The organism is Nonomuraea sp. NPDC049649, assembly GCF_040675175.1.
In the GTDB taxonomy this organism is placed as follows: domain Bacteria; phylum Actinomycetota; class Actinomycetes; order Streptosporangiales; family Streptosporangiaceae; genus Nonomuraea.
The window spans coordinates 351,128-368,033 of record NZ_JBFAOH010000002.1 but is presented as its reverse complement, the minus strand read 5'-3'; the positions used below and the strand labels follow the sequence as shown (position 1 = coordinate 368,033).

General features: G+C 72.1%; 16 protein-coding genes. 10 read left to right on the top strand and 6 right to left on the bottom strand.

The features are described 5' to 3' along the window. The first annotated feature begins 141 nt into the window (after positions 1-141). The 3 genes from AB0J42_RS04975 to AB0J42_RS04965 all read left to right on the top strand — a co-directional run bounded on the left by AB0J42_RS04975 (position 142) and on the right by AB0J42_RS04965 (position 4,420). Positions 142-1,839: an endo-1,4-beta-xylanase gene (locus AB0J42_RS04975; RefSeq protein WP_364288989.1), complete on the top strand. Its 1,698-nt coding sequence runs from the start codon at positions 142-144 to the stop codon at positions 1,837-1,839. A gap of 142 nt (positions 1,840-1,981) precedes the next feature. Continuing rightward, positions 1,982-3,115, top strand: coding sequence for an alanine racemase (locus tag AB0J42_RS04970; protein WP_364288988.1), 1,134 nt, complete (start codon positions 1,982-1,984; stop codon positions 3,113-3,115). A 51-nt stretch (positions 3,116-3,166) separates the two neighbouring features. Beyond that, positions 3,167-4,420: an IucA/IucC family C-terminal-domain containing protein gene (locus AB0J42_RS04965; protein ID WP_364289127.1), complete on the top strand. Its 1,254-nt coding sequence runs from the start codon at positions 3,167-3,169 to the stop codon at positions 4,418-4,420. On the opposite strand, the gene AB0J42_RS04960 is transcribed toward AB0J42_RS04965, so the two are convergent. From AB0J42_RS04960 to AB0J42_RS04950, 3 genes are read right to left on the bottom strand one after another with little or no spacing between them, the layout of a single operon-like run. Next, positions 4,421-5,623 carry a serine hydrolase domain-containing protein gene (locus AB0J42_RS04960; protein ID WP_364288986.1) on the bottom strand — a complete coding sequence of 401 codons (1,203 nt, stop codon included), beginning with the start codon at positions 5,621-5,623 and terminating at the stop codon, positions 4,421-4,423. A gap of 32 nt (positions 5,624-5,655) precedes the next feature. Continuing rightward, the gene (aroQ, locus tag AB0J42_RS04955; RefSeq protein ID WP_364288984.1) at positions 5,656-6,111 is read right to left on the bottom strand and encodes a type II 3-dehydroquinate dehydratase; all 456 of its coding nucleotides are present in this window, start codon (positions 6,109-6,111) and stop codon (positions 5,656-5,658) included. Between the two features lie 14 nt (positions 6,112-6,125). Then, entirely contained in the window at positions 6,126-7,280 is a 1,155-nt protein-coding gene (locus AB0J42_RS04950; protein WP_364288982.1) for an RtcB family protein, read from the bottom strand. 126 nt (positions 7,281-7,406) lie between these two features. Between AB0J42_RS04950 and AB0J42_RS04945 the strand changes: the two genes are divergently transcribed. The 6 genes from AB0J42_RS04945 (at position 7,407) to AB0J42_RS04920 (ending at position 12,764) form a co-directional block, all read left to right on the top strand. Continuing rightward, positions 7,407-8,342: a MerR family transcriptional regulator gene (locus AB0J42_RS04945; RefSeq protein ID WP_364288980.1), complete on the top strand. Its 936-nt coding sequence runs from the start codon at positions 7,407-7,409 to the stop codon at positions 8,340-8,342. A 62-nt stretch (positions 8,343-8,404) separates the two neighbouring features. Next, positions 8,405-9,193, top strand: coding sequence for a phosphotransferase (locus AB0J42_RS04940; RefSeq protein ID WP_364288978.1), 789 nt, complete (start codon positions 8,405-8,407; stop codon positions 9,191-9,193). A 70-nt stretch (positions 9,194-9,263) separates the two neighbouring features. Continuing rightward, positions 9,264-10,253, top strand: a complete 990-nt coding sequence (moaA, locus tag AB0J42_RS04935; RefSeq protein WP_364288976.1) for a GTP 3',8-cyclase MoaA — start codon at positions 9,264-9,266, stop codon at positions 10,251-10,253. Then, positions 10,254-11,471 (top strand): P1 family peptidase, encoded by a 1,218-nt coding sequence (locus tag AB0J42_RS04930; protein ID WP_364288974.1) that lies wholly within the window; start codon positions 10,254-10,256, stop codon positions 11,469-11,471. Then, a complete protein-coding gene (locus AB0J42_RS04925; protein ID WP_364288972.1) occupies positions 11,468-12,523 on the top strand; it encodes an NTP transferase domain-containing protein in 1,056 nt (351 codons plus the stop codon). Before AB0J42_RS04930 ends, AB0J42_RS04925 begins: the two co-directional genes overlap by 4 nt. Further along, positions 12,507-12,764 carry a DUF6457 domain-containing protein gene (locus tag AB0J42_RS04920; protein WP_364288970.1) on the top strand — a complete coding sequence of 86 codons (258 nt, stop codon included), beginning with the start codon at positions 12,507-12,509 and terminating at the stop codon, positions 12,762-12,764. Before AB0J42_RS04925 ends, AB0J42_RS04920 begins: the two co-directional genes overlap by 17 nt. Positions 12,765-13,080: 316 nt before the next feature. Here AB0J42_RS04920 and AB0J42_RS04915 read toward each other — a convergent pair whose 3' ends face one another. Next, positions 13,081-13,395, bottom strand: coding sequence for a DUF3099 domain-containing protein (locus tag AB0J42_RS04915; protein WP_364288968.1), 315 nt, complete (start codon positions 13,393-13,395; stop codon positions 13,081-13,083). A 99-nt stretch (positions 13,396-13,494) separates the two neighbouring features. Here AB0J42_RS04915 and AB0J42_RS04910 point away from each other — a divergent pair, with 99 nt between their 5' ends. Beyond that, entirely contained in the window at positions 13,495-13,707 is a 213-nt protein-coding gene (locus AB0J42_RS04910; RefSeq protein ID WP_364288966.1) for a dodecin, read from the top strand. Between the two features lie 285 nt (positions 13,708-13,992). Here AB0J42_RS04910 and AB0J42_RS04905 read toward each other — a convergent pair whose 3' ends face one another. Together AB0J42_RS04905 and AB0J42_RS04900 are read right to left on the bottom strand one after the other, a co-directional pair. Continuing rightward, on the bottom strand, positions 13,993-15,363 hold the full coding sequence (locus AB0J42_RS04905) for a metallopeptidase TldD-related protein (RefSeq protein ID WP_364288964.1): 1,371 nt from the start codon (positions 15,361-15,363) through the stop codon (positions 13,993-13,995). Continuing rightward, complete coding sequence (locus AB0J42_RS04900) at positions 15,360-16,853, bottom strand: TldD/PmbA family protein (protein ID WP_364288962.1); 1,494 nt, start codon at positions 16,851-16,853, stop codon at positions 15,360-15,362. The genes AB0J42_RS04905 and AB0J42_RS04900 overlap by 4 nt, the downstream gene beginning before the upstream one ends. Positions 16,854-16,906: the final 53 nt, after the last annotated feature.

Sequence of the window (16,906 nt, the reverse complement as noted above, 5' to 3'; positions counted from 1 at the left end):
CGGCCGTCACCTGCTCGAACAGCTCCGGGGCCGTACACCCATTGACCCTGTCTCCAGCCGTCCCTACCGTCCCGGCAGGGACCCGAAGTCGCCGAAAATTTCGGGACCCGGATCTTGGCACGCTTCCGGAGGTAGGTGCTCGTGCTTTCGTCAACGCTCATCAGACCCGGCACCCGGCCCAGGACGCTCGCTGCGGCTGCCCTGCTCGGGCTGCTCGCCGTGTTCTTCCTGCCGGTCAGCCCCGCCGACGCCTCGGCGCCGCTGCGCCAGCACGCCGCCGCGCAGGGCAAGTTCATCGGCACGGCGCTCGCCACCGGGCCGCTGCAGAACGAGACCCAGTACCGCAACATCGCGGCGACCGAGTTCAACCAGATCACCGCCGAGAACGCGATGAAGTGGGAGTCCACCCAGCCCAACCAGGGCCAGTTCACCTTCTCCGGCGCCGACGCGATCGTCGACTTCGCCACCCAGAACAACCAGCAGGTCCACGGCCACACCCTCGTCTGGCACAGCCAGACCCCGGGCTGGGTGCAGGGCCTCGGCGCCAGCGCCATGCGCCAGGCCATGCAGAACCACATCAGCCAGGTCGTCGGCCGCTACGCCGACAACCCCACCGTCGTCTCCTGGGACGTGGTGAACGAGGTCTTCGAGGAGAACGGCAACCTGCGCTCCTCGTTCTGGTACAACACGCTCGGCCAGAGCTTCATCGCCGACGCCTTCCGCTACGCCCGCGCCGCCGACCCGGACGCCACGCTCTGCATCAACGACTACAACGTCGAGGGCATCAACGCCAAGAGCACCGCCATGTACAACCTGGTGCGGTCGCTGCGTGAGCAGAACGTGCCCGTCGACTGCGTCGGCTTCCAGGGCCACCTGGCGATCCAGTACGGCTTCCCGAACGACATCCGGCAGAACATGGAGCGCTTCGCCGCTCTCGGCGTCGAGGTCCGCGTCACCGAGATCGACGTCCGCATGCAGATGCCGCGCAACTCCAGCAAGGACAGCACCCAGGCCAACTACTACCGCCAGGTGATCGAGGCCTGCCTGGCCGTGAACGCCTGCTCGGGCGTCACCATCTGGGGCTTCACCGACCGGCACTCGTGGGTGCCCGACACGTTCTCCGGTGAGGGCGCCGCGCTCATCTACGACGAGAACTACCAGAAGAAGGCGTCCTACGACGCCGTCCACGACGCGCTCGACGACGGCACCGGCACGCCGGACGACACCACCCCGCCGACCACCCCCGGCACTCCCACGGCATCCAACGTCACCTCCAGCTCGGCCACACTGACCTGGTCGGCCTCCACCGACTCGGGCGGCAGCGGCCTGGCCGGCTACAACGTCTACCGTGAGCAGGGCGCCACCGACCCGCTGCTCGGCCAGTCGTCCACCAACTCGATCACCCTCACCGGGCTGTCCGCCGACACCCAGTACACGGTGTACGTGCGAGCACGCGACGGCGCCGGCAACCTGTCCGACGCGTCGAGCACCGTCACCTTCACCACGGAGGAGGGCGGCGGCGGCCCGAGCGGACCCTGCACCGCGACCGGCAACCTCCAGACCCAGTGGGGCGAGGGGTACGTCATCGAGCCCGTCACCGTGACCAACACCGGCTCGTCGGCCCTCAGCGGCTGGACCGTCACCTTCACCCTGCCCGCCGGCCACACCATCGTCGGCTCCTGGAACGCCGACTTCACCACCAGCGGCCAGACGGTGACCGCGAAGAACATGAGCTACAACGGCAACCTGGGCCCGAACGCCAGCACCACGTTCGGCTTCCAGGTCAACCGCCCCAACGGCAACACCCAGACGGTCTCCGGCTTCACCTGCTCCGGCTGACCCGTCAGGACAACCCCGTCCCGCCTCTCCCCAGCACCCCGGAGCGAGGCGGGACGGGGTTTCCTCATGCCGGAGCTCCGGGGATGCGGACCATGATCGCTCTCCCGTACCGTCTGCTCCGGAGACGAGAGGGGGAGCGCCGATGATGACGGAACCCGTGCGGGCGGAGGCGCTGCGCGTGGCCGGGAGCGGGGACCTGCCCGCCTACGTGTACGACCTGCGGGGCCTGCGCGAGCACGCCGCCGCCGTGCGCGCCGCCCTGGCCGGGACCGCGGAGATCTACTACGCCGTCAAGGCCAACCCGGCGGCCGGGATCCTGCGCGCGCTCGCCCCGTACGTGGACGGCTTCGAGGTCGCCTCCGGCGGCGAGCTGGCCCGCGTGCGCGAGGTCGCCCCCGGCCTGCCGGTCGCCTTCAGCGGCCCCGGCAAGACCGACGCCGAGCTGGCCCAGGCCCTGTCGCCGCCCGTCCACCGGCTGCACGTGGAGAGCCCCCGCGAGCTGGCCCGCCTCATCGCCCTCGGCGCCCCCGCGGACGTGCTGCTGCGCGCCAACCCGGAGCTGCCCGGCGAGGACACCCGGCAGGCCGCCGCCAGCCCGTTCGGCATGGACCAGGACGGCCTGGCCGCCTGCCTGCCCCTGCTGGCCCGGGCCCCGCACGTCCGGGTGCGCGGCCTGCACACCCACCTCACCTGGGCCCAGCACGACGCCGCCGCGATGGCCGATCTGGCGCGCCGCGTGACGTCCTGGGCGCTGCCCTGGCTCCGCGACCACCTGCCCGCGCTCGACGGCCCGGAGCTCGACCTGGGCGGCGGCATGGGCGTCGACTACCGGGACCCGGAGCTGCGGTTCGACTGGAAGGCGTACGCCGCCGCCCTGCCCGCCACCGGGGCACGGCTCCGGGTCGAGCCCGGCCGGTCGCTCACCGCCTACCACGGCTGGTACGTCACCGACGTCCTGGACGTCAAGCAGAACCACGGCCGCGGCTACGCCGTCCTGCGGGGCGGCACCCACCACCTGCGCACCCCCGTCGCCCGCGGCCACGACCAGCCGTTCACCGTCCTGCGCCGGGCGGGCGGCGGACCCGCGCTGGACGGCCCGGCGACCCTCGTCGGCCAGCTCTGCACCCCGAGGGACGTGTTCGCCCGCGACGTCCCGGTGAGCGGGCTGCGGCCGGGCGACCTGGTGGTGTTCGCCCTGGCCGGCGCGTACGCCTGGAACCTGTCCCACCACGAGTTCCTCATGCATCCCCCGCCCTGCTTCCGCTACCTCGACTGAGACGGCCCGATGCCGGGTATCAACCGGCTCTCTCATCAGAAACGGGTGCGAATGATCCTTGACGACCGGCAGGAACCGCCGCTGGTGTGGCAGTACGCCGAGCGGTATCTGGGCGCGGGCACCCGCGCCTACAGCCGCTTCTCCCAGGACCTGGAGATCTCCGAGCCGTACCATCCGCAGCTCGGCCTCGACCGGTTCGCGGTGCCGACCTTCCGGGTGCCGCCCGAGCGGGGCGCCTTCCTGCGCAACACCCTGGAGTCGACGACGGTCAAGCTCTACCGGGGCGGCGACGGGTTCCTGCTGCCCGTCCATCCGGAGACGCTCGCCTTCCCCGGCCTGCCAGGCCTGGACGCGCTCACCGAACGCGGCCCCGACCTGACCGTGGTGCCGTCGGCCAACGCGCGCACGGTCTTCGTCGAGCGGATCGGCGGTGAGCCGGTCGAGCCGCACTTCATCAAGCTCCACTACCCGCGGCGGCTGTCCCGTTTCACCCGGCGGCTGCGGCAGCCGATCATCTCGCTCCAGCTCTGGGCGGCCGAGGAGCTGACGGCGGCCGGGCTGCCGGTCCTGCCGGAGGTCGCCGCCGGAGTCCTGGGCAGCACCCCGGCCGAGGCTTGGGGTTTCCTCATCCGCGAGACCCGCCCCCGCGCCCACGACTCCGGCCGGGACCCCGCCCGCACCTCCGTCCCGGCCGCGTCCGGGACGCCGCGGTTCACGGTGCCGCTGTTCGCGCTGTACGGGCGAGACGTGCGCGAGCCCGGCGACCCGCCGCTCATGGCGCAGCTGATCGCCCGGAGCGGCGAGGACCCGGCCGGGTGGCTGGCCCGCCGCGTCGTCGCCCCGATGGTGCGCCTCTGGCTGCACGCCGTCACCACCACGGGCTGCGTCCCCGAACCGCACGGCCAGAACACCCTGGTCGCCTTCGACCCCGACGGCCGCCGCACCGCGATCGTCTACCGCGACTGCGGCGTCTACGTCGACCCGGCCATCCGGGCCGAGCGCGGCCTGACCCGCGGCCTGCCCCCCGTCAACGTCATCTCCGGCGACGTCCGCCAGCCGCGCGAGCGCGTCTTCAGCCTCACCTACGACAGCTTCATGGGCCACCACGCGCTCGACCGCCTCGCCCAGGTCGCCGCCGACACGCTAGCGGTGGACCCCGAACGCCTGCGTCAGGCCGCCCGCGAAACCTTCGCCACCGGCCCCGGGGTCACCCTGCCGCCCACCGTCCACTACTACGAGGACCGCCTGCACGGCAACGGCCGGTGGAACCTCGTCGACACCGGCGAGCCCCCCGCCTGGCGTTGACTACACCAGCGCCTGGTAGACGAGCTGCCGCAGCCTGCTCCTGATCGGGTGGGTGTCCGAGGGGAGGAGCTGGGTCATGAACACGACCGTCAGCTCCTCCGCCGGGTCCACCCAGAACGTGGTGCTCGCCGCCCCGCCCCAGCTGAACTCGCCCTCCGAGCCCAGCGTCCGGTGCCGGACAGCGTCCTGCACCACCGCGAAGCCGAGCCCGAACCCCATCCCCGCGTACGACACCTCGGCGAAGACCGGCCGCCCGAAGTCCTCCAGGTCGGCCCCGCCCGGCAGGTGGTTGCGCGTCATGTAGGCGACCGTGCGCGGCCCCAGCAGCCGCACCCCGTCCAGCTCCCCGCCGCGCAGCAGCAGCTGGGTGAAGCGGTGGTAGTCGCCCGCCGTCGAGATCAGCCCGCCGCCCCCGGACAGGAACGACGGCCGCCGCAGCTCCGCGCCCCGCGTGTCCATCGCCACGGCCTTGCGGTGCCGGTCGGCCGAGTAGAGCGTGGCCATCCGGCCCGCGTCCTCCTCGCCGATCCAGAACCCGGTGTCGTCCATGCCCAGCGGCCCGAAGATCCGCTCGCTCAGGAACCGGTCCAGCGGCCGGCCCGACACCACCTCGACCAGCCGGCCGAGCACGTCGGTGGCCACCGAGTAGTTCCACTGCGTGCCCGGCTCGAACAGCAGCGGCAGCTCCGCCCACCGGTCGACCGCCTCGGCCAGGCTCATGCCGCGCGGCGCGCCCCGGTCGAAGCCCGCCCGGCGGTAGAGCTCGTCCACGGCGCTCGCCCGCTGGAACCCGTACACCATGCCCGAGGTGTGGGTGAGCAGGTGCCAGATCCGCACCGGCTCCGCCGCCGGGCCCTTGTCGTGGACGCGCATCTCGGCGAAGGCCGGGAGGTGGCGGCTGACCGGGTCGGTCAGCTCCAGCAGCCCCTCCTCGTACAGCATCATGACCGCGACCGACGTGATCGGCTTCGACATGGAGTAGATGCGGAAGAGCGTGTCGGTCTCGACGGGGGCCCGCGACGCGACGTCGCGGAACCCGTACGTGGACAGGTGGGCGATCTCGCCGCGCCGGCTCACCAGCACCAGCCAGCCGGGCAGCCGCCCGTCGCCCACGTACGGGGCGAGATGGGCGTCGATACGGCGGAGCCGGGCGGAGTCGAGGCCGACGTCCTCCGGCTCGCAGGTCACCTTCAGCTCGCCCACCGCGCCTCCCCGGGAGAATCTAGAATGAGATTCTAGACCGGGCGGGACGCGTTGTGCAGCCCCCTGATCGCCAGCACGTACCCGTACACCCCGAAACCGACCACGATCCCGCGCGCCACCGGCGAGATGTACGAGTGGTGCCGGAACGGCTCGCGGCGGTGCACGTTGGAGATGTGCAGCTCGATCACCGGCAGCTCCACCCCCTCGATCGCGTCGTGCAGCGCGACCGAGGTGTGGGTGTAGGCGCCCGGGTTGAGCACCGCGCCGATGGCGTTTCCGGCCTTGACCGCGGCGCCCGCCTCCTGGATCCAGTCGATGAGCTGGCCCTCGTGGTTGGACTGCCCGAAGACCAGCTCCAGGCCGAGCGCCGTGGCCTCCTCGCGGCACATCGCCTCGACGTCGGCCAGGGTCGTGGTCCCGTACACCTCCGGCTTGCGGGTGCCGAGCAGGTTGAGGTTCGGGCCGTTGAACACGTAGACGGATGTCATCCGCCTGATCGTACTCAGCCCTTGTAGTTGAACACCTGCCGGAGCGTGTGCTGGACGGTGACCAGGTCCTTCTGGTCCGCCATCACCTGGTCGATCGGCTTGTAGGCGTCCGGGTGCTCGTCGACCAGCGCGGCCGCGCGGTCGGCGTTCCAGGTACGGCCGCGCATCGCCTCCCGCAGCGACCGGGCCGACAGCTCCCGCTTCGCCTTGGTGCGCGACATCCGCCGCCCCGCGCCGTGCGCGCACGAGTGGTAGGAGTCGGGGTTGCCGCGCCCGCGCACGATGTACGACTGCGCGCCCATCGAGCCCGGGATGACGCCCTCGTCGCCGCTGTCGGCCTTGATCGCGCCCTTCCTGGTGATCCAGAGCCGCTTGCCGTGGTGGGTCTCCAGCTGGGTGAAGTTGTGGTGGCAGTTGATGGTCCGCACCCGCCGGCCGTGGCCGACCACCCGGAACAGGGCGTCGACCAGGACCTTGTCCATGCGGGCGCGCGAGGCCATCGCGTAGTGCTGGGACCAGAGCATGTCCTCGATGTAGGCGTCGAACTCGGGCGTGTTCTGCACGAAGTACGCCAGGTCCGGGTCCTCCAGGCCGACCGCCTGGCGCTTCATCAGCTTCTTGGCGCCGGTGATGTGCATGGTGGCGAGCTGGTTGCCGATGCCGCGCGACCCCGAGTGGAGCACGGTCCACACCCGGTCGCGCTCGTCCAGGCAGACCTCGACGAAGTGGTTGCCCGAGCCGAGGGTGCCGAACTGGCGGGCGACCTTCTCCTCCTGCTTGGACGTCAGGCTCGTGTGCGGGCGGCCCAGCGCGGCGAGCGCCCTGTCCACCGACGGGTCCTCGTGCCCCTTGCCCACCCCGGCCGGGATGCGGCGCTCGACCAGCGGCATCAGCGCGTCGAGGGTGGCGGGCAGGTCGTCGGCGGTCAGCGTGGTCTCCGTGGCGACCATGCCGCAGCCGATGTCGACGCCGACGGCGGCCGGGATGATCGCGCCCTCGGTGGGGATCACCGAGCCGACCGTCGCGCCGATGCCCACGTGCGCGTCGGGCATGAGCGCCACGTGACCGGACACGAACGGCAGCCGGGCGGCGCGGGCCGCCTGGGCGATGGTCTGGTCGTCGATCTCGCTCGCCCAGGACAGCAGGTTAGGTGCGGGACGATTCGGCATGACTTGGGGCTCCTTGTTCGTTCTTGATCCAGTCTGCCCTGGAATCGCTGGTCAAGCCCAATCATTTAATCCGCGCTTGACCTTGCCCCCGGGGGCAAGGTCTAGCTTCTCCCGCAGGTGATGCCGATGAGGATCAGTGAAGCCGCCCGCAGCGCCGGCGTGACGACCAAGACCATCCGCTACTACGAGTCCCTGGGTCTGATCACGCCGGCCCGGCTCGGCAACGGCTACCGCGACTACTCGCCCGGCGACGTCCGGCGCATCCGCGAGATCCGCGAACTCAACCGGCTGGGCATCCCGGCCGGCCGGACGCGGCCCTTCCTGGACTGCCTGGACGCGGGTCACGAGCACGCCGACGACTGCCCCTCCTCACTGGCCGGCTACCGCGCCGCCATCGACGAGCTGACCGCCAGGATCCGCGCACTCACCGAACGACGAGACACACTCGCCGCCCGCCTGCGAGAGGCGGCCGGGCGGAGCTTCCCCCACCACGACCAGGAGCCGATCCCCATGACCGACCACACCGCCCTGCCCGTGCCCCAGGACGACGGCGCGGCCCGCCACCTGCCCGGCCTGCCCATGCCCGAGATCGAACTGGCCGCAAGCACCGGCGACCCCGTCCGGCCGCACGCCCTGCGCGGACGCCACGTGCTCTACCTCTTCCCGCTCATCGGCACCCCGGACGTCGACCTGCCCGACGGCTGGGACACCATCCCCGGGGCGCGCGGCTGCACGCCCGAGGCCTGCGGCTTCCGCGACCACCACGCCGACCTCCTCGCCGCCGGCGCGTCCGGCGTGTACGGCCTGTCCGTCCAGGAAGCCGCCTACCTGAAGGGCGTCGCCGACCGCCTGCACCTGCCCTACCCCATGCTCGCCGACCCCGGCTTCCGGCTCGCCGAGGCCCTCCGCCTGCCGACCTTCGAGGCGGGCGGGCGGCGCTTCTACCGGCGCCACACCCTGATCATCCGCGACGGCCGCATCGAGCACGTCTTCTACCCGATCTTCCCGCCCGGCGAGCACGCCGGGCAGGTCCTCGCCTGGCTGCGCGGCCACCGGGACTAAAGAACACACCGGCGGTGTTGTCACGATCACCCCCGTTCCCACCCGAGAGGTCCAGGTGAAGCGTGACTGTGCCGCCTGACCCGCCCGAGGAACTCCTCGAAGGCGGCGGCGTCAACCAGGTCGCCCGCAGCGGAGACACCGTGCGCAGGCCCGCCGGGCCGTGGACGCCCGCCGTGCACGCGCTGCTGCGCCACCTCGCCGCCCGCGGCTTCCCGGGCGCGCCCCGCCCGCACGGCCTGGACGAGCAGGGCCGGGAGATCCTCGACTTCGTCCCCGGCGAGGTCGCCCACGACCCGGCCCTGCCGTACCTGCGCGACGACGCCACCCTGACCGCCGTGGCCCGCCTGCTGCGCGCCTACCACGACGCCACGGCCGGCTTCGTCCCGCCCCCGGACGCCACGTGGTACTTCCCGCCGCGCGAACCCGCCGAGGTCGTCTGCCACGGCGACGTCGCCCCGTACAACTGCGTCTTCCGCGACGGCGCGCCCGTCGCGTTCATCGACTTCGATACCGCCCACCCCGCGCCGCGGCTCTGGGACGTGGCCTACGCCGCCTACCGGTTCGTCCCCCTCACCGGCTCCCCGCGCCACGGCGGCGCCGTGCTGCCGGTCGCCGAGCAGGCGCGCCGGGCGCGGCTCTTCTGCGACGCGTACGGGCTCGCCGACCGCGCGGCCTTCACCGAGACGGTGGCGGAGCGCCTGCGGGATCTGGCCCGGCTGATCAGGGAGAAGGCCGCCGCGGGCGACGCCGCCTTCGCGGCGCATCTGGCCGGGGGCCATGATGAGCTGTATCTCGCCGACGCGGCCCACGTGGCACGCTACGCGCCAGCTCTGCAGGAGGCTGTACGGTGATGCGCCGTTTTGAGACCCGCCGGAGTCCGAGCATAGGCTGTCCTTTTGGCGACCACTGGAGGTGACGCCCATGTTGCGTGACTCGTTCGGGCGGGTGGCCACCGATCTACGGGTGTCCCTCACAGACAAGTGCAATCTCCGCTGCACCTACTGCATGCCCCCGGAAGGGCTCGACTGGCTGCCCAACGCCCAGCTCCTCACCGCCGACGAGGTGGTCAGGCTCGTCGCCGTCGGCGTCGAACGCCTGGGCATCACCGAAGTCCGCTACACCGGCGGAGAGCCGCTGCTCCGCCGCGAACTCCCCGACATCGTGGCCCGCACCACCGCGCTGGACCCCCGGCCGCAGGTCTCGCTCACCACCAACGGCATCGGCCTGGCCCGCATGGCCGGCGCCCTCGCCGACGCCGGGCTGGACCGGGTCAACGTCTCCCTCGACACCCTCGACCGCGAGACCTTCAAACGCCTCGCCCACCGGGACCGGCTGACCGACGTGCTCGACGGCCTGGCCGCCGCGCACGACGCCGGGCTGCGCCCGGTCAAGGTCAACGCCGTCCTCATGCGCGGCGTCAACGAGCACGAGGCCGTGCCGCTGCTGCGCTGGTGCCTGGAACGGGGCTACGAGCTGCGCTTCATCGAGCAGATGCCGCTCGACGCCCAGCACGGCTGGCGGCGCGACAACATGGTCACCGCCGACGAGATACTCGAAATGCTGACCGGCTCCTTCGACCTCACCCCCGACGACCTGGAGGAACGCGGCAGCGCACCCGCCGAGCGGTTCCTCGTCGACGGCGGGCCCGCCCGGGTGGGCGTGATCGGGTCCGTCACCCGGCCGTTCTGCGGCGCCTGCGACCGCGTCCGGCTCACCGCCGACGGCCAGATCCGCAACTGCCTGTTCGCCCGCGAGGAGTCCGACCTCAAGACCGCCCTGCGCGCCGGGGCCACCGACGACGAACTCGCCGAACGGTGGATCGCCGCCGTGGCGAGCAAGCGCCCCGGCCACGGCATCGACGATCCCTCCTTCCTCCAGCCGGCCCGCCCCATGTCCGCGATCGGCGGCTGAATGCGGACCGCCGGCCTGGGGCTCGCGACCGGCCCCTGCGGCCGGCACAACGCGATCACCGACGTGCCCGGCGTCCGCGCCGGGCACGTCACCCTCGTCCGCGACCCCGCCGTCCGCACCGGCGTCACCGCCGTCGTCCCCGCCGGGATCGGCCCGCACGCGCCGCTCCCCGCCGGCCTGTTCACCGGCAACGGCTACGGCAAGCTCATCGGCGCCACCCAGCTCGCCGAACTCGGCCTGCTGGAGTCCCCGATCGTCCTCACCGCCACCCTGTCCGCCTTCCGCGCCGCCGACGCCCTGGTGACGTGGATGCTCACCCAGCCCGGCTGCTCGCGCGTACGGACCTTCAACCCGGTGGTCGGCGAGTGCAACGACGGCCACCTGTCCGACATCCGCGCCCGTCCCATCACCGAGACCCACGTCCTGCAAGCCATCACCACGGCCACCGGCGGCCCGGTGGCGGAGGGCTGCGTCGGCGCGGGCACCGGCACCACCGCCCTCGGCTTCAAAGCAGGCATCGGCACCGCCTCCCGCCTCATCCAGACGCCGCACGGCAGCCACACCCTCGGCGCCCTCGTCCAGGCCAACTTCAGCGGCACCCTCCGCCTCCACGGCCACCCCATCACCCCAGCCCTCCTGAACCTCCCCACCCCACAGAAGCGGTTCCTCCCCCGTACGAGCGACCCCGCGCCGGAGGAGCAGACCTTTCCGAACACGGGAACCGGCACGACGGGGGGAGCGGGCTGCCCCGCAGGCCCTCCCGAACACGGGACTGATCTCGCGGGGGAGCAGGCTCTCACGGACGTGGGACCGGGGGAGCGGACTCTCACAGGCGCGGCCGAGGGTGGTGTTTCCGCTGAGGACCGGCAGCCCACCTCGGACGAGGACGGGTCCTGCATGATCGTGATCGCCACCGACGCGCCGGTGGACGCCCGGCAGCTCACCCGGATCGCCAGACGGGCCGTGTACGCGCTCGCCCGGGTCGGCGCCGACTACAGCCACGGGAGCGGCGACTACGCCATCGCCTTCACCACCCGCACCGGCGTCGCCCCCATGCCCGACCACGAGCTGAACCCGCTCTTCGCCGCGGCCATGGACACCGTCGAGGAGTCCGTGCTCAACTCCCTGCTCGCCGCCGAGACCACCACAGGCGTCGACGGCCGCACCGCCCACGCCCTCGACGCGCCGCGCCTCCTGGACCTCCTGCGGTCCCGATGACCGCGTACGGTGGAGACGTGTTCGACGCGGTGATCCTGGCAGGCGGCAGGGCGCAACGACTCGGCGGAGTGGACAAACCGGGCCTCGAGGTAGGCGGCACGACGATGATCGCCAACGTCGCCGCCGCCGCCCGCGAGGCCGCCCGCGTCATCATCGTCGGCCCGCCCAGAGACATCCCCGGCGCCGTCTACGTCCGTGAAGACCCGCCGGGCGCCGGACCGATCCCCGCCCTCCGCGCCGGCCTCGCCGAGGTCACCGCCCCCCGGGTGGCCCTTCTGGCCGGCGACCTCCCCTTCCTCGCCCCCTCCCACCTCACCGCCCTCCTGACCCACCTCCCGGCCCAGAACGCCCCGACCACCCCGGCCCCCCGCATCCGGCAGCACGAGCACCCTTCCAGCGATCCCGCTGCCCCTGACAGCGCCCCACCCCCGTCCGGCGGGAGCTTCACTGGCGGGCCTGGCGGCGGCCCGGCGTGGTCTGGCGGGAGCCTCACCGGTGGATCTGGCGGCGGCCCGGCCCTGTCTGGCGGGAATCTCGCCGGAGGACAGGGCAGCGACCCACCCTTGTCTGGCGGGAGCCTCACAGGTGGGCCTGGCGGCGGCCCGGCCCTGTCTGGCGGGAACCTCGCCGGAGGACACGGCAGCGACCCACCCTTGTCTGGCGGGAGCCTTACAGGCGGATCTGGCGGCGACCTAGCCCTGTCGGACGGGAACTCCACCCGTGGACCTGGCTCAGGCGGCAGGGAAGGCGCCCCATCGGAGACGAGCAGCACCGCGGATCCGGCGAACAGGCCCCGCGGGGTGGCCGCCACGGTTCCGGCGGACAGGCCCCGTGGGGTCGTCGCCGTGGACGCCGGGGGCCGGGAGCAGTGGCTGCTCGGCGTATGGGAGACCGCCGCACTCCGTGAGGCGCTGGAGGCGTACGAGGGGCGGTCGCTGCGCGGGTTGCTGGGCCCGCTCGCGGACCGGCGGGTGGCGTTGCCGCGGCAGGCCTGGTTCGACTGTGACACTGGTGAAGACCTGGAGGAGGCTCGGAATGAACGTGCTCGCTGAGTGGACGGCGCTGGCCTGCGAGGAGCTGGGGATCGACCCGGCCAAGGTGGACCGCGACCAGATCCTCGACCTGACGAAGGAGGTCGCGCACGGCGTCACAAGGCCCGCCGCGCCGCTGACCGCGTACCTGCTGGGGCTGGCGCAGGGGGCCGGGACCGCGCCGGAGGAGGCGGTGGAGCGGCTGACGGCGCTGGCCCGGAATTGGGGCCAGGCGACGACCGAGACGCTGACGGACCGCTGAGACTGGAACGAACTAAGGCAGTCAACCCCGCCCGAACCTGAAGATTCCCTGTGAATTCGGGTACGGGTGGGGTGTAAACGATTTCGGGAAAGCGGCCCTATCCGACTGCCAAGCCGGCCACCCGGATAAGATCATCCGATTCGAAAACTTTGCCGGGAAAAGGGCGACGCCGGGTGGTTACGGGGGCAAACCACCCGGCGTCGCTTCATCGGCGTTCCGACGGGGGCCCGGAACGCCGGCATCAGCACTCCGACGGGGGACCGGAGCGCTTGTCTAAAGCGTACACCTACAACCCCTGAGATGCGTCAAGAGTTAGTCACGACCCGATCTCGCGTCGGTGCATTGGGATCTCGCTTTGGTTAGCGTCCGGGGTCTGAAAGGTGGGAGGTGGTGCGTCCTTGCCCCGCTCATTGGCCGGGATTACGGCTATGTACGGCAAAAAGACCGCCCCGGCGATGAACAGCAGCTTGTACGGCCAGGGCAGCGGCACCACCACCGCCAGGATCAGGCAGATCGTGCGGATCCCCATCTTGATGAGGTAGCTCCGCTCCCGATGACGGATGTCGCTGCTGAGCGAAGGCTTGGCGTCCGTGACTGTGTGGACCGCCTGCTTCCTGCGCCAACTCCTCATAAACCCCACGTTAGACCTCGGACGGGCCGGTGGCGACAGGGCCCCTGGCCGGACGGAGGGGCCATGCGACCATGGCCTTGGAGTAAGGAGGATCTGGAGATGACGGATCGCACGTACCGGGTGACCGAGATCGTCGGCACCTCGCCGGAGAGCGTCGACCAGGCCATCCGCAACGGCATCAGCCGGGCCGCGCAGACCCTGCGCCACCTCGACTGGTTCGAGGTGACCGAAATACGCGGCCAGATCGAGGACGGGGAGGTGGCCCACTTCCAGGTCGGCCTGAAGGTCGGCTTCCGCCTCGAAGACGCCTAGCGAAGGCGCGAAAGCCGCGCCGCAGCGCCTCACACGTGCCGGAGCCGGCCGACCGGCTCGTATCCGACGGCCCGGGGTCCGGCGCAGCAGACCCGGGCAGCGCCCTGAGCCGGTCAGGCGGCTGACCGGTCGAGCGCCGCCTGGGTCTCCGTCCCCAGCTCCCGCATGCCCTCCACCACCGCCGCCGACCGGGGCGTCTCACCCAGCCCGCCGAGCAGCACCCCCACGACGCCGGGCGCCTCGGTGGTCCGTCACGACCGCCACCTCCCCGGCGTCGCGGGTCCGTCAGCTCGCCTGGCTGACCGTCGACATGTTGAAGTCGGGCACCCGGATCGCGGGCATGACGGCGCGGGTGAAGTAGTCGCCCCACTCGCGCGGCAGCGTCGGGCTGGACGGGCCGACCTCGCTCAGCCGGCCCAGCAGGTCGACCGGGCTCTCGTTGAACCGGAAGTTGTTCACCTCGCCCACCACCTCGCCGTGCTCGACCAGGTAGACGCCGTCACGCGTCAGCCCGGTCAGCAGCAGCGTCTGCGGGTCGACCTCGCGGATGTACCACAGGCAGGTCACCAGGAGCCCGCGGCGGGTGGAGGCGATCATCTCCTCCAGCGAACGGCCGCCGCCCGGCCCCCGCATGATCAGGTTGTCGATGGCGGGCGTCACCGGCAGACCACTCAGCTCCGCCGAGTAGCGGGTCTGCCGCAGCGACTCCAGCCGCCCTTCCCGGATCCAGTCGGTGGCCGAGAGCGGCAGCCCGTTGTCGAACACCGAGCTCTCCCGCCCGGAGGAGCGCGCCGTCACGAACGGCGAGCAGGCGACGCCCTCGGCGGCCGGGTCGCTGGAGAGCGTCACGGGCAGCGCGGCGAGCTGCTCGCCCACCCGGGTGCCGCCGCCCGGCTTGGAGAACACCGAACGGCCGTCCAGGGCGTCCCTGGCGCCCGCGGACCAGAACATGTAGATCATCAGGTCGGCCACCGCCGCCGGCGGCAGCAGCGTCTCGTAGCGGCCCGCGGGCAGGTCGACCCGCGTCTTGGCCCAGTCGAGCCGCTGCGCCAGCCCGCCGTCGAGGGCCGCCACGTCCACGTCGGAGAAGTCGCGGGTGGCCACGCCGGTCCACGCCGAGCGCTTGAGGTCCGAGGACTTGGCGTTCAGCTCCAGCCGCCCCGTCGGCTGGTCGTGACGGAGCCGCAGCCCCGTGGAACTGCCGAGGAAGGTCGAGGTCAGGGTGTGCTCGGCGAACCCGTACAGCTTCCTGCCGCCCGACTCGGCGGCCGAGAACGCCTCGCCCAGCGCGGGCGCGAAGCCCGTGAACACGTCGATGCCGGTCGGCGTCACCGGCTCGTCCCAGGACGCGCTGGCGGGCACCCCGGACACCAGCTCGCGGGCGTCCTCGGCGGGCCGCGCCTCGCGCGCCGCCGCGTCGGCCGCGGCCACCACGTCGGCGAGCTGATCGGGCCGGACGGCGGCGCGCGACACCACGCCCACCCCCTGCCCGGCCACCGAGATCACGGTGAGCCGGCTGGAGCGCGCCACGCCGTTGGTGGTCAGCGTGTTGCCCGCGAACCGCAGGTTGGCCGTGGACCGCTCGTCGGCCAGCACCACGCAGCCGTCGGCCGTGGAGAGCTCCAGAGCCCTCTCCACCATCTCCTGGGGAGTCACTTTCCGCCCTCCTGAACGGTGTTGAGGATCCGGACGTTCCTGAACAGCGCCGACGGGCAGCCGTGGCTCACCGGCGCGACCTGCCCCGGCTGGCCCTTGCCGCAGTTGAACGCGCCGCCCAGCACATAGGTCTGGGGCCCGCCGACCGCCTCCATCGACTGCCAGAAGTCGGTCGTGGTGGCCTGGTAGGCGAAGTCGCGGACCTGCCCGGCCAGCTTGCCGTGGGAGATCCGGTAGGCGCGTTGACCAGTAAATTGAAAATTGTAACGTTGCATGTCGATCGACCAGCTCTTGTCGCCGACGATGAACAGCCCCCGCTCCACGCCCGCGATCAGCGCGTCGGTGTCCGGGCCGCCCGGCGCGGGCTGGAGCGACACGTTCGCCATCCGCTGGATGGGCGTGTGGCCCGGCGAGTCGGCGAACGCGCACCCGTTGGACCGGCCGAACCCCTTCAGCCGGGCCATCCGCCGGTCGAGCTGGTAGCCGACCAGGATGCCGTCGCGGACGATGTCGAAGCTCTGCGCCCGCACGCCCTCGTCGTCGTAGCCGATCGTGGCCAGCCCGTGCTCGGCGGTGCGGTCGCCGGTGACGTTCATCAGGGGCGAGCCGTACACCAGCTCGCCGATCTGGTCGAAGGTGGCGAAGCTGGTGCCGGCGTAGGCGGCCTCGTAGCCGAGCGCCCGGTCCAGCTCGGTGGCGTGGCCGATCGACTCGTGGATGGTCAGCCACAGGTTGGACGGGTCGATCACCAGGTCGTAGTCGCCCGCCTCGACCGAGGGCGCCGCCAGCTTCTCCTCCAGGAGCTGCGGCAGCGCGGCCAGCTCGCCCTGCCAGTCCCACCACTCGCCGGTCAGGTACTCGTAGCCGCGCCCCACCGGCGGCGCGATCGTGGACATGTCGTCGAACCCCGACTGCGACGCCTTCATCGCGTTCAGATGGGGGTGGATCCGGACCCGCTGCTGCGTGGTCGTGGTGCCGGCCGTGTCGGCGTAGAACTTCTGCTCCTTGACCTGGAGCAGCCGCGCCGAGACGTGGTCGGCGCCCTTGAGCAGCCCCGCCGACCAGTCGGCCAGCAGCGCCACCTTCTCGCCGCGCGGCACCTCGAACGGGTCGATCTCGTACGACGACACCCAGGTGACGTCGGCGTGCACCGGCTCGGGCGCCAGCTCGACCGGCTCGCGGTTGATCGGGGCGCTCACCTCCGCCACCCGCACCGCCTGCTCGGCCACCCGCGCGGCGCTCTCCGGCGTCAGGTCGATCCCCGCCGCGAAGCCCCACGTGCCGCCCTTCACCACCCGTACGGCATAGCCCAGGTCGTCGGCGTCGGCCGCGCCTTCCAGACGGGCGTCGTAGAGGCTGAGCGTCTCGGCGCGGACGCGTTCCAGCCGGAAGTCGGCGTGTTCGGCGCCCAGGTCGCGGGCGCGCTGCAGGGCCGCGTCCGCGAGCCGCCGCAGCGGCAGCGCGAGGAAGTCGGAGTCGATCTGGCGCATGTCAACGATCCTAACCGTGCGATCTTGTGTCGCCCGGATAACGGCATACCCGC

What these genes read in the sequence shown, in the direction of transcription:
- moaA (WP_364288976.1), top strand. Translation starts at nt 9,264, where the DNA reads ATGTTGCGTGACTCGTTCGGGCGGGTGGCCACCGATCTACGGGTGTCC.
- aroQ (WP_364288984.1), bottom strand. Translation starts at nt 6,111, where the DNA reads ATGACATCCGTCTACGTGTTCAACGGCCCGAACCTCAACCTGCTCGGC.
- AB0J42_RS04915 (WP_364288968.1), bottom strand. Translation starts at nt 13,395, where the DNA reads ATGAGGAGTTGGCGCAGGAAGCAGGCGGTCCACACAGTCACGGACGCC.
- AB0J42_RS04950 (WP_364288982.1), bottom strand. Translation starts at nt 7,280, where the DNA reads ATGCCGAATCGTCCCGCACCTAACCTGCTGTCCTGGGCGAGCGAGATC.
- AB0J42_RS04965 (WP_364289127.1), top strand. Translation starts at nt 3,167, where the DNA reads ATGATCCTTGACGACCGGCAGGAACCGCCGCTGGTGTGGCAGTACGCC.
- AB0J42_RS04930 (WP_364288974.1), top strand. Translation starts at nt 10,254, where the DNA reads ATGCGGACCGCCGGCCTGGGGCTCGCGACCGGCCCCTGCGGCCGGCAC.
- AB0J42_RS04925 (WP_364288972.1), top strand. Translation starts at nt 11,468, where the DNA reads ATGACCGCGTACGGTGGAGACGTGTTCGACGCGGTGATCCTGGCAGGC.
- AB0J42_RS04900 (WP_364288962.1), bottom strand. Translation starts at nt 16,853, where the DNA reads ATGCGCCAGATCGACTCCGACTTCCTCGCGCTGCCGCTGCGGCGGCTC.
- AB0J42_RS04945 (WP_364288980.1), top strand. Translation starts at nt 7,407, where the DNA reads ATGAGGATCAGTGAAGCCGCCCGCAGCGCCGGCGTGACGACCAAGACC.
- AB0J42_RS04970 (WP_364288988.1), top strand. Translation starts at nt 1,982, where the DNA reads ATGATGACGGAACCCGTGCGGGCGGAGGCGCTGCGCGTGGCCGGGAGC.
- AB0J42_RS04920 (WP_364288970.1), top strand. Translation starts at nt 12,507, where the DNA reads ATGAACGTGCTCGCTGAGTGGACGGCGCTGGCCTGCGAGGAGCTGGGG.
- AB0J42_RS04910 (WP_364288966.1), top strand. Translation starts at nt 13,495, where the DNA reads ATGACGGATCGCACGTACCGGGTGACCGAGATCGTCGGCACCTCGCCG.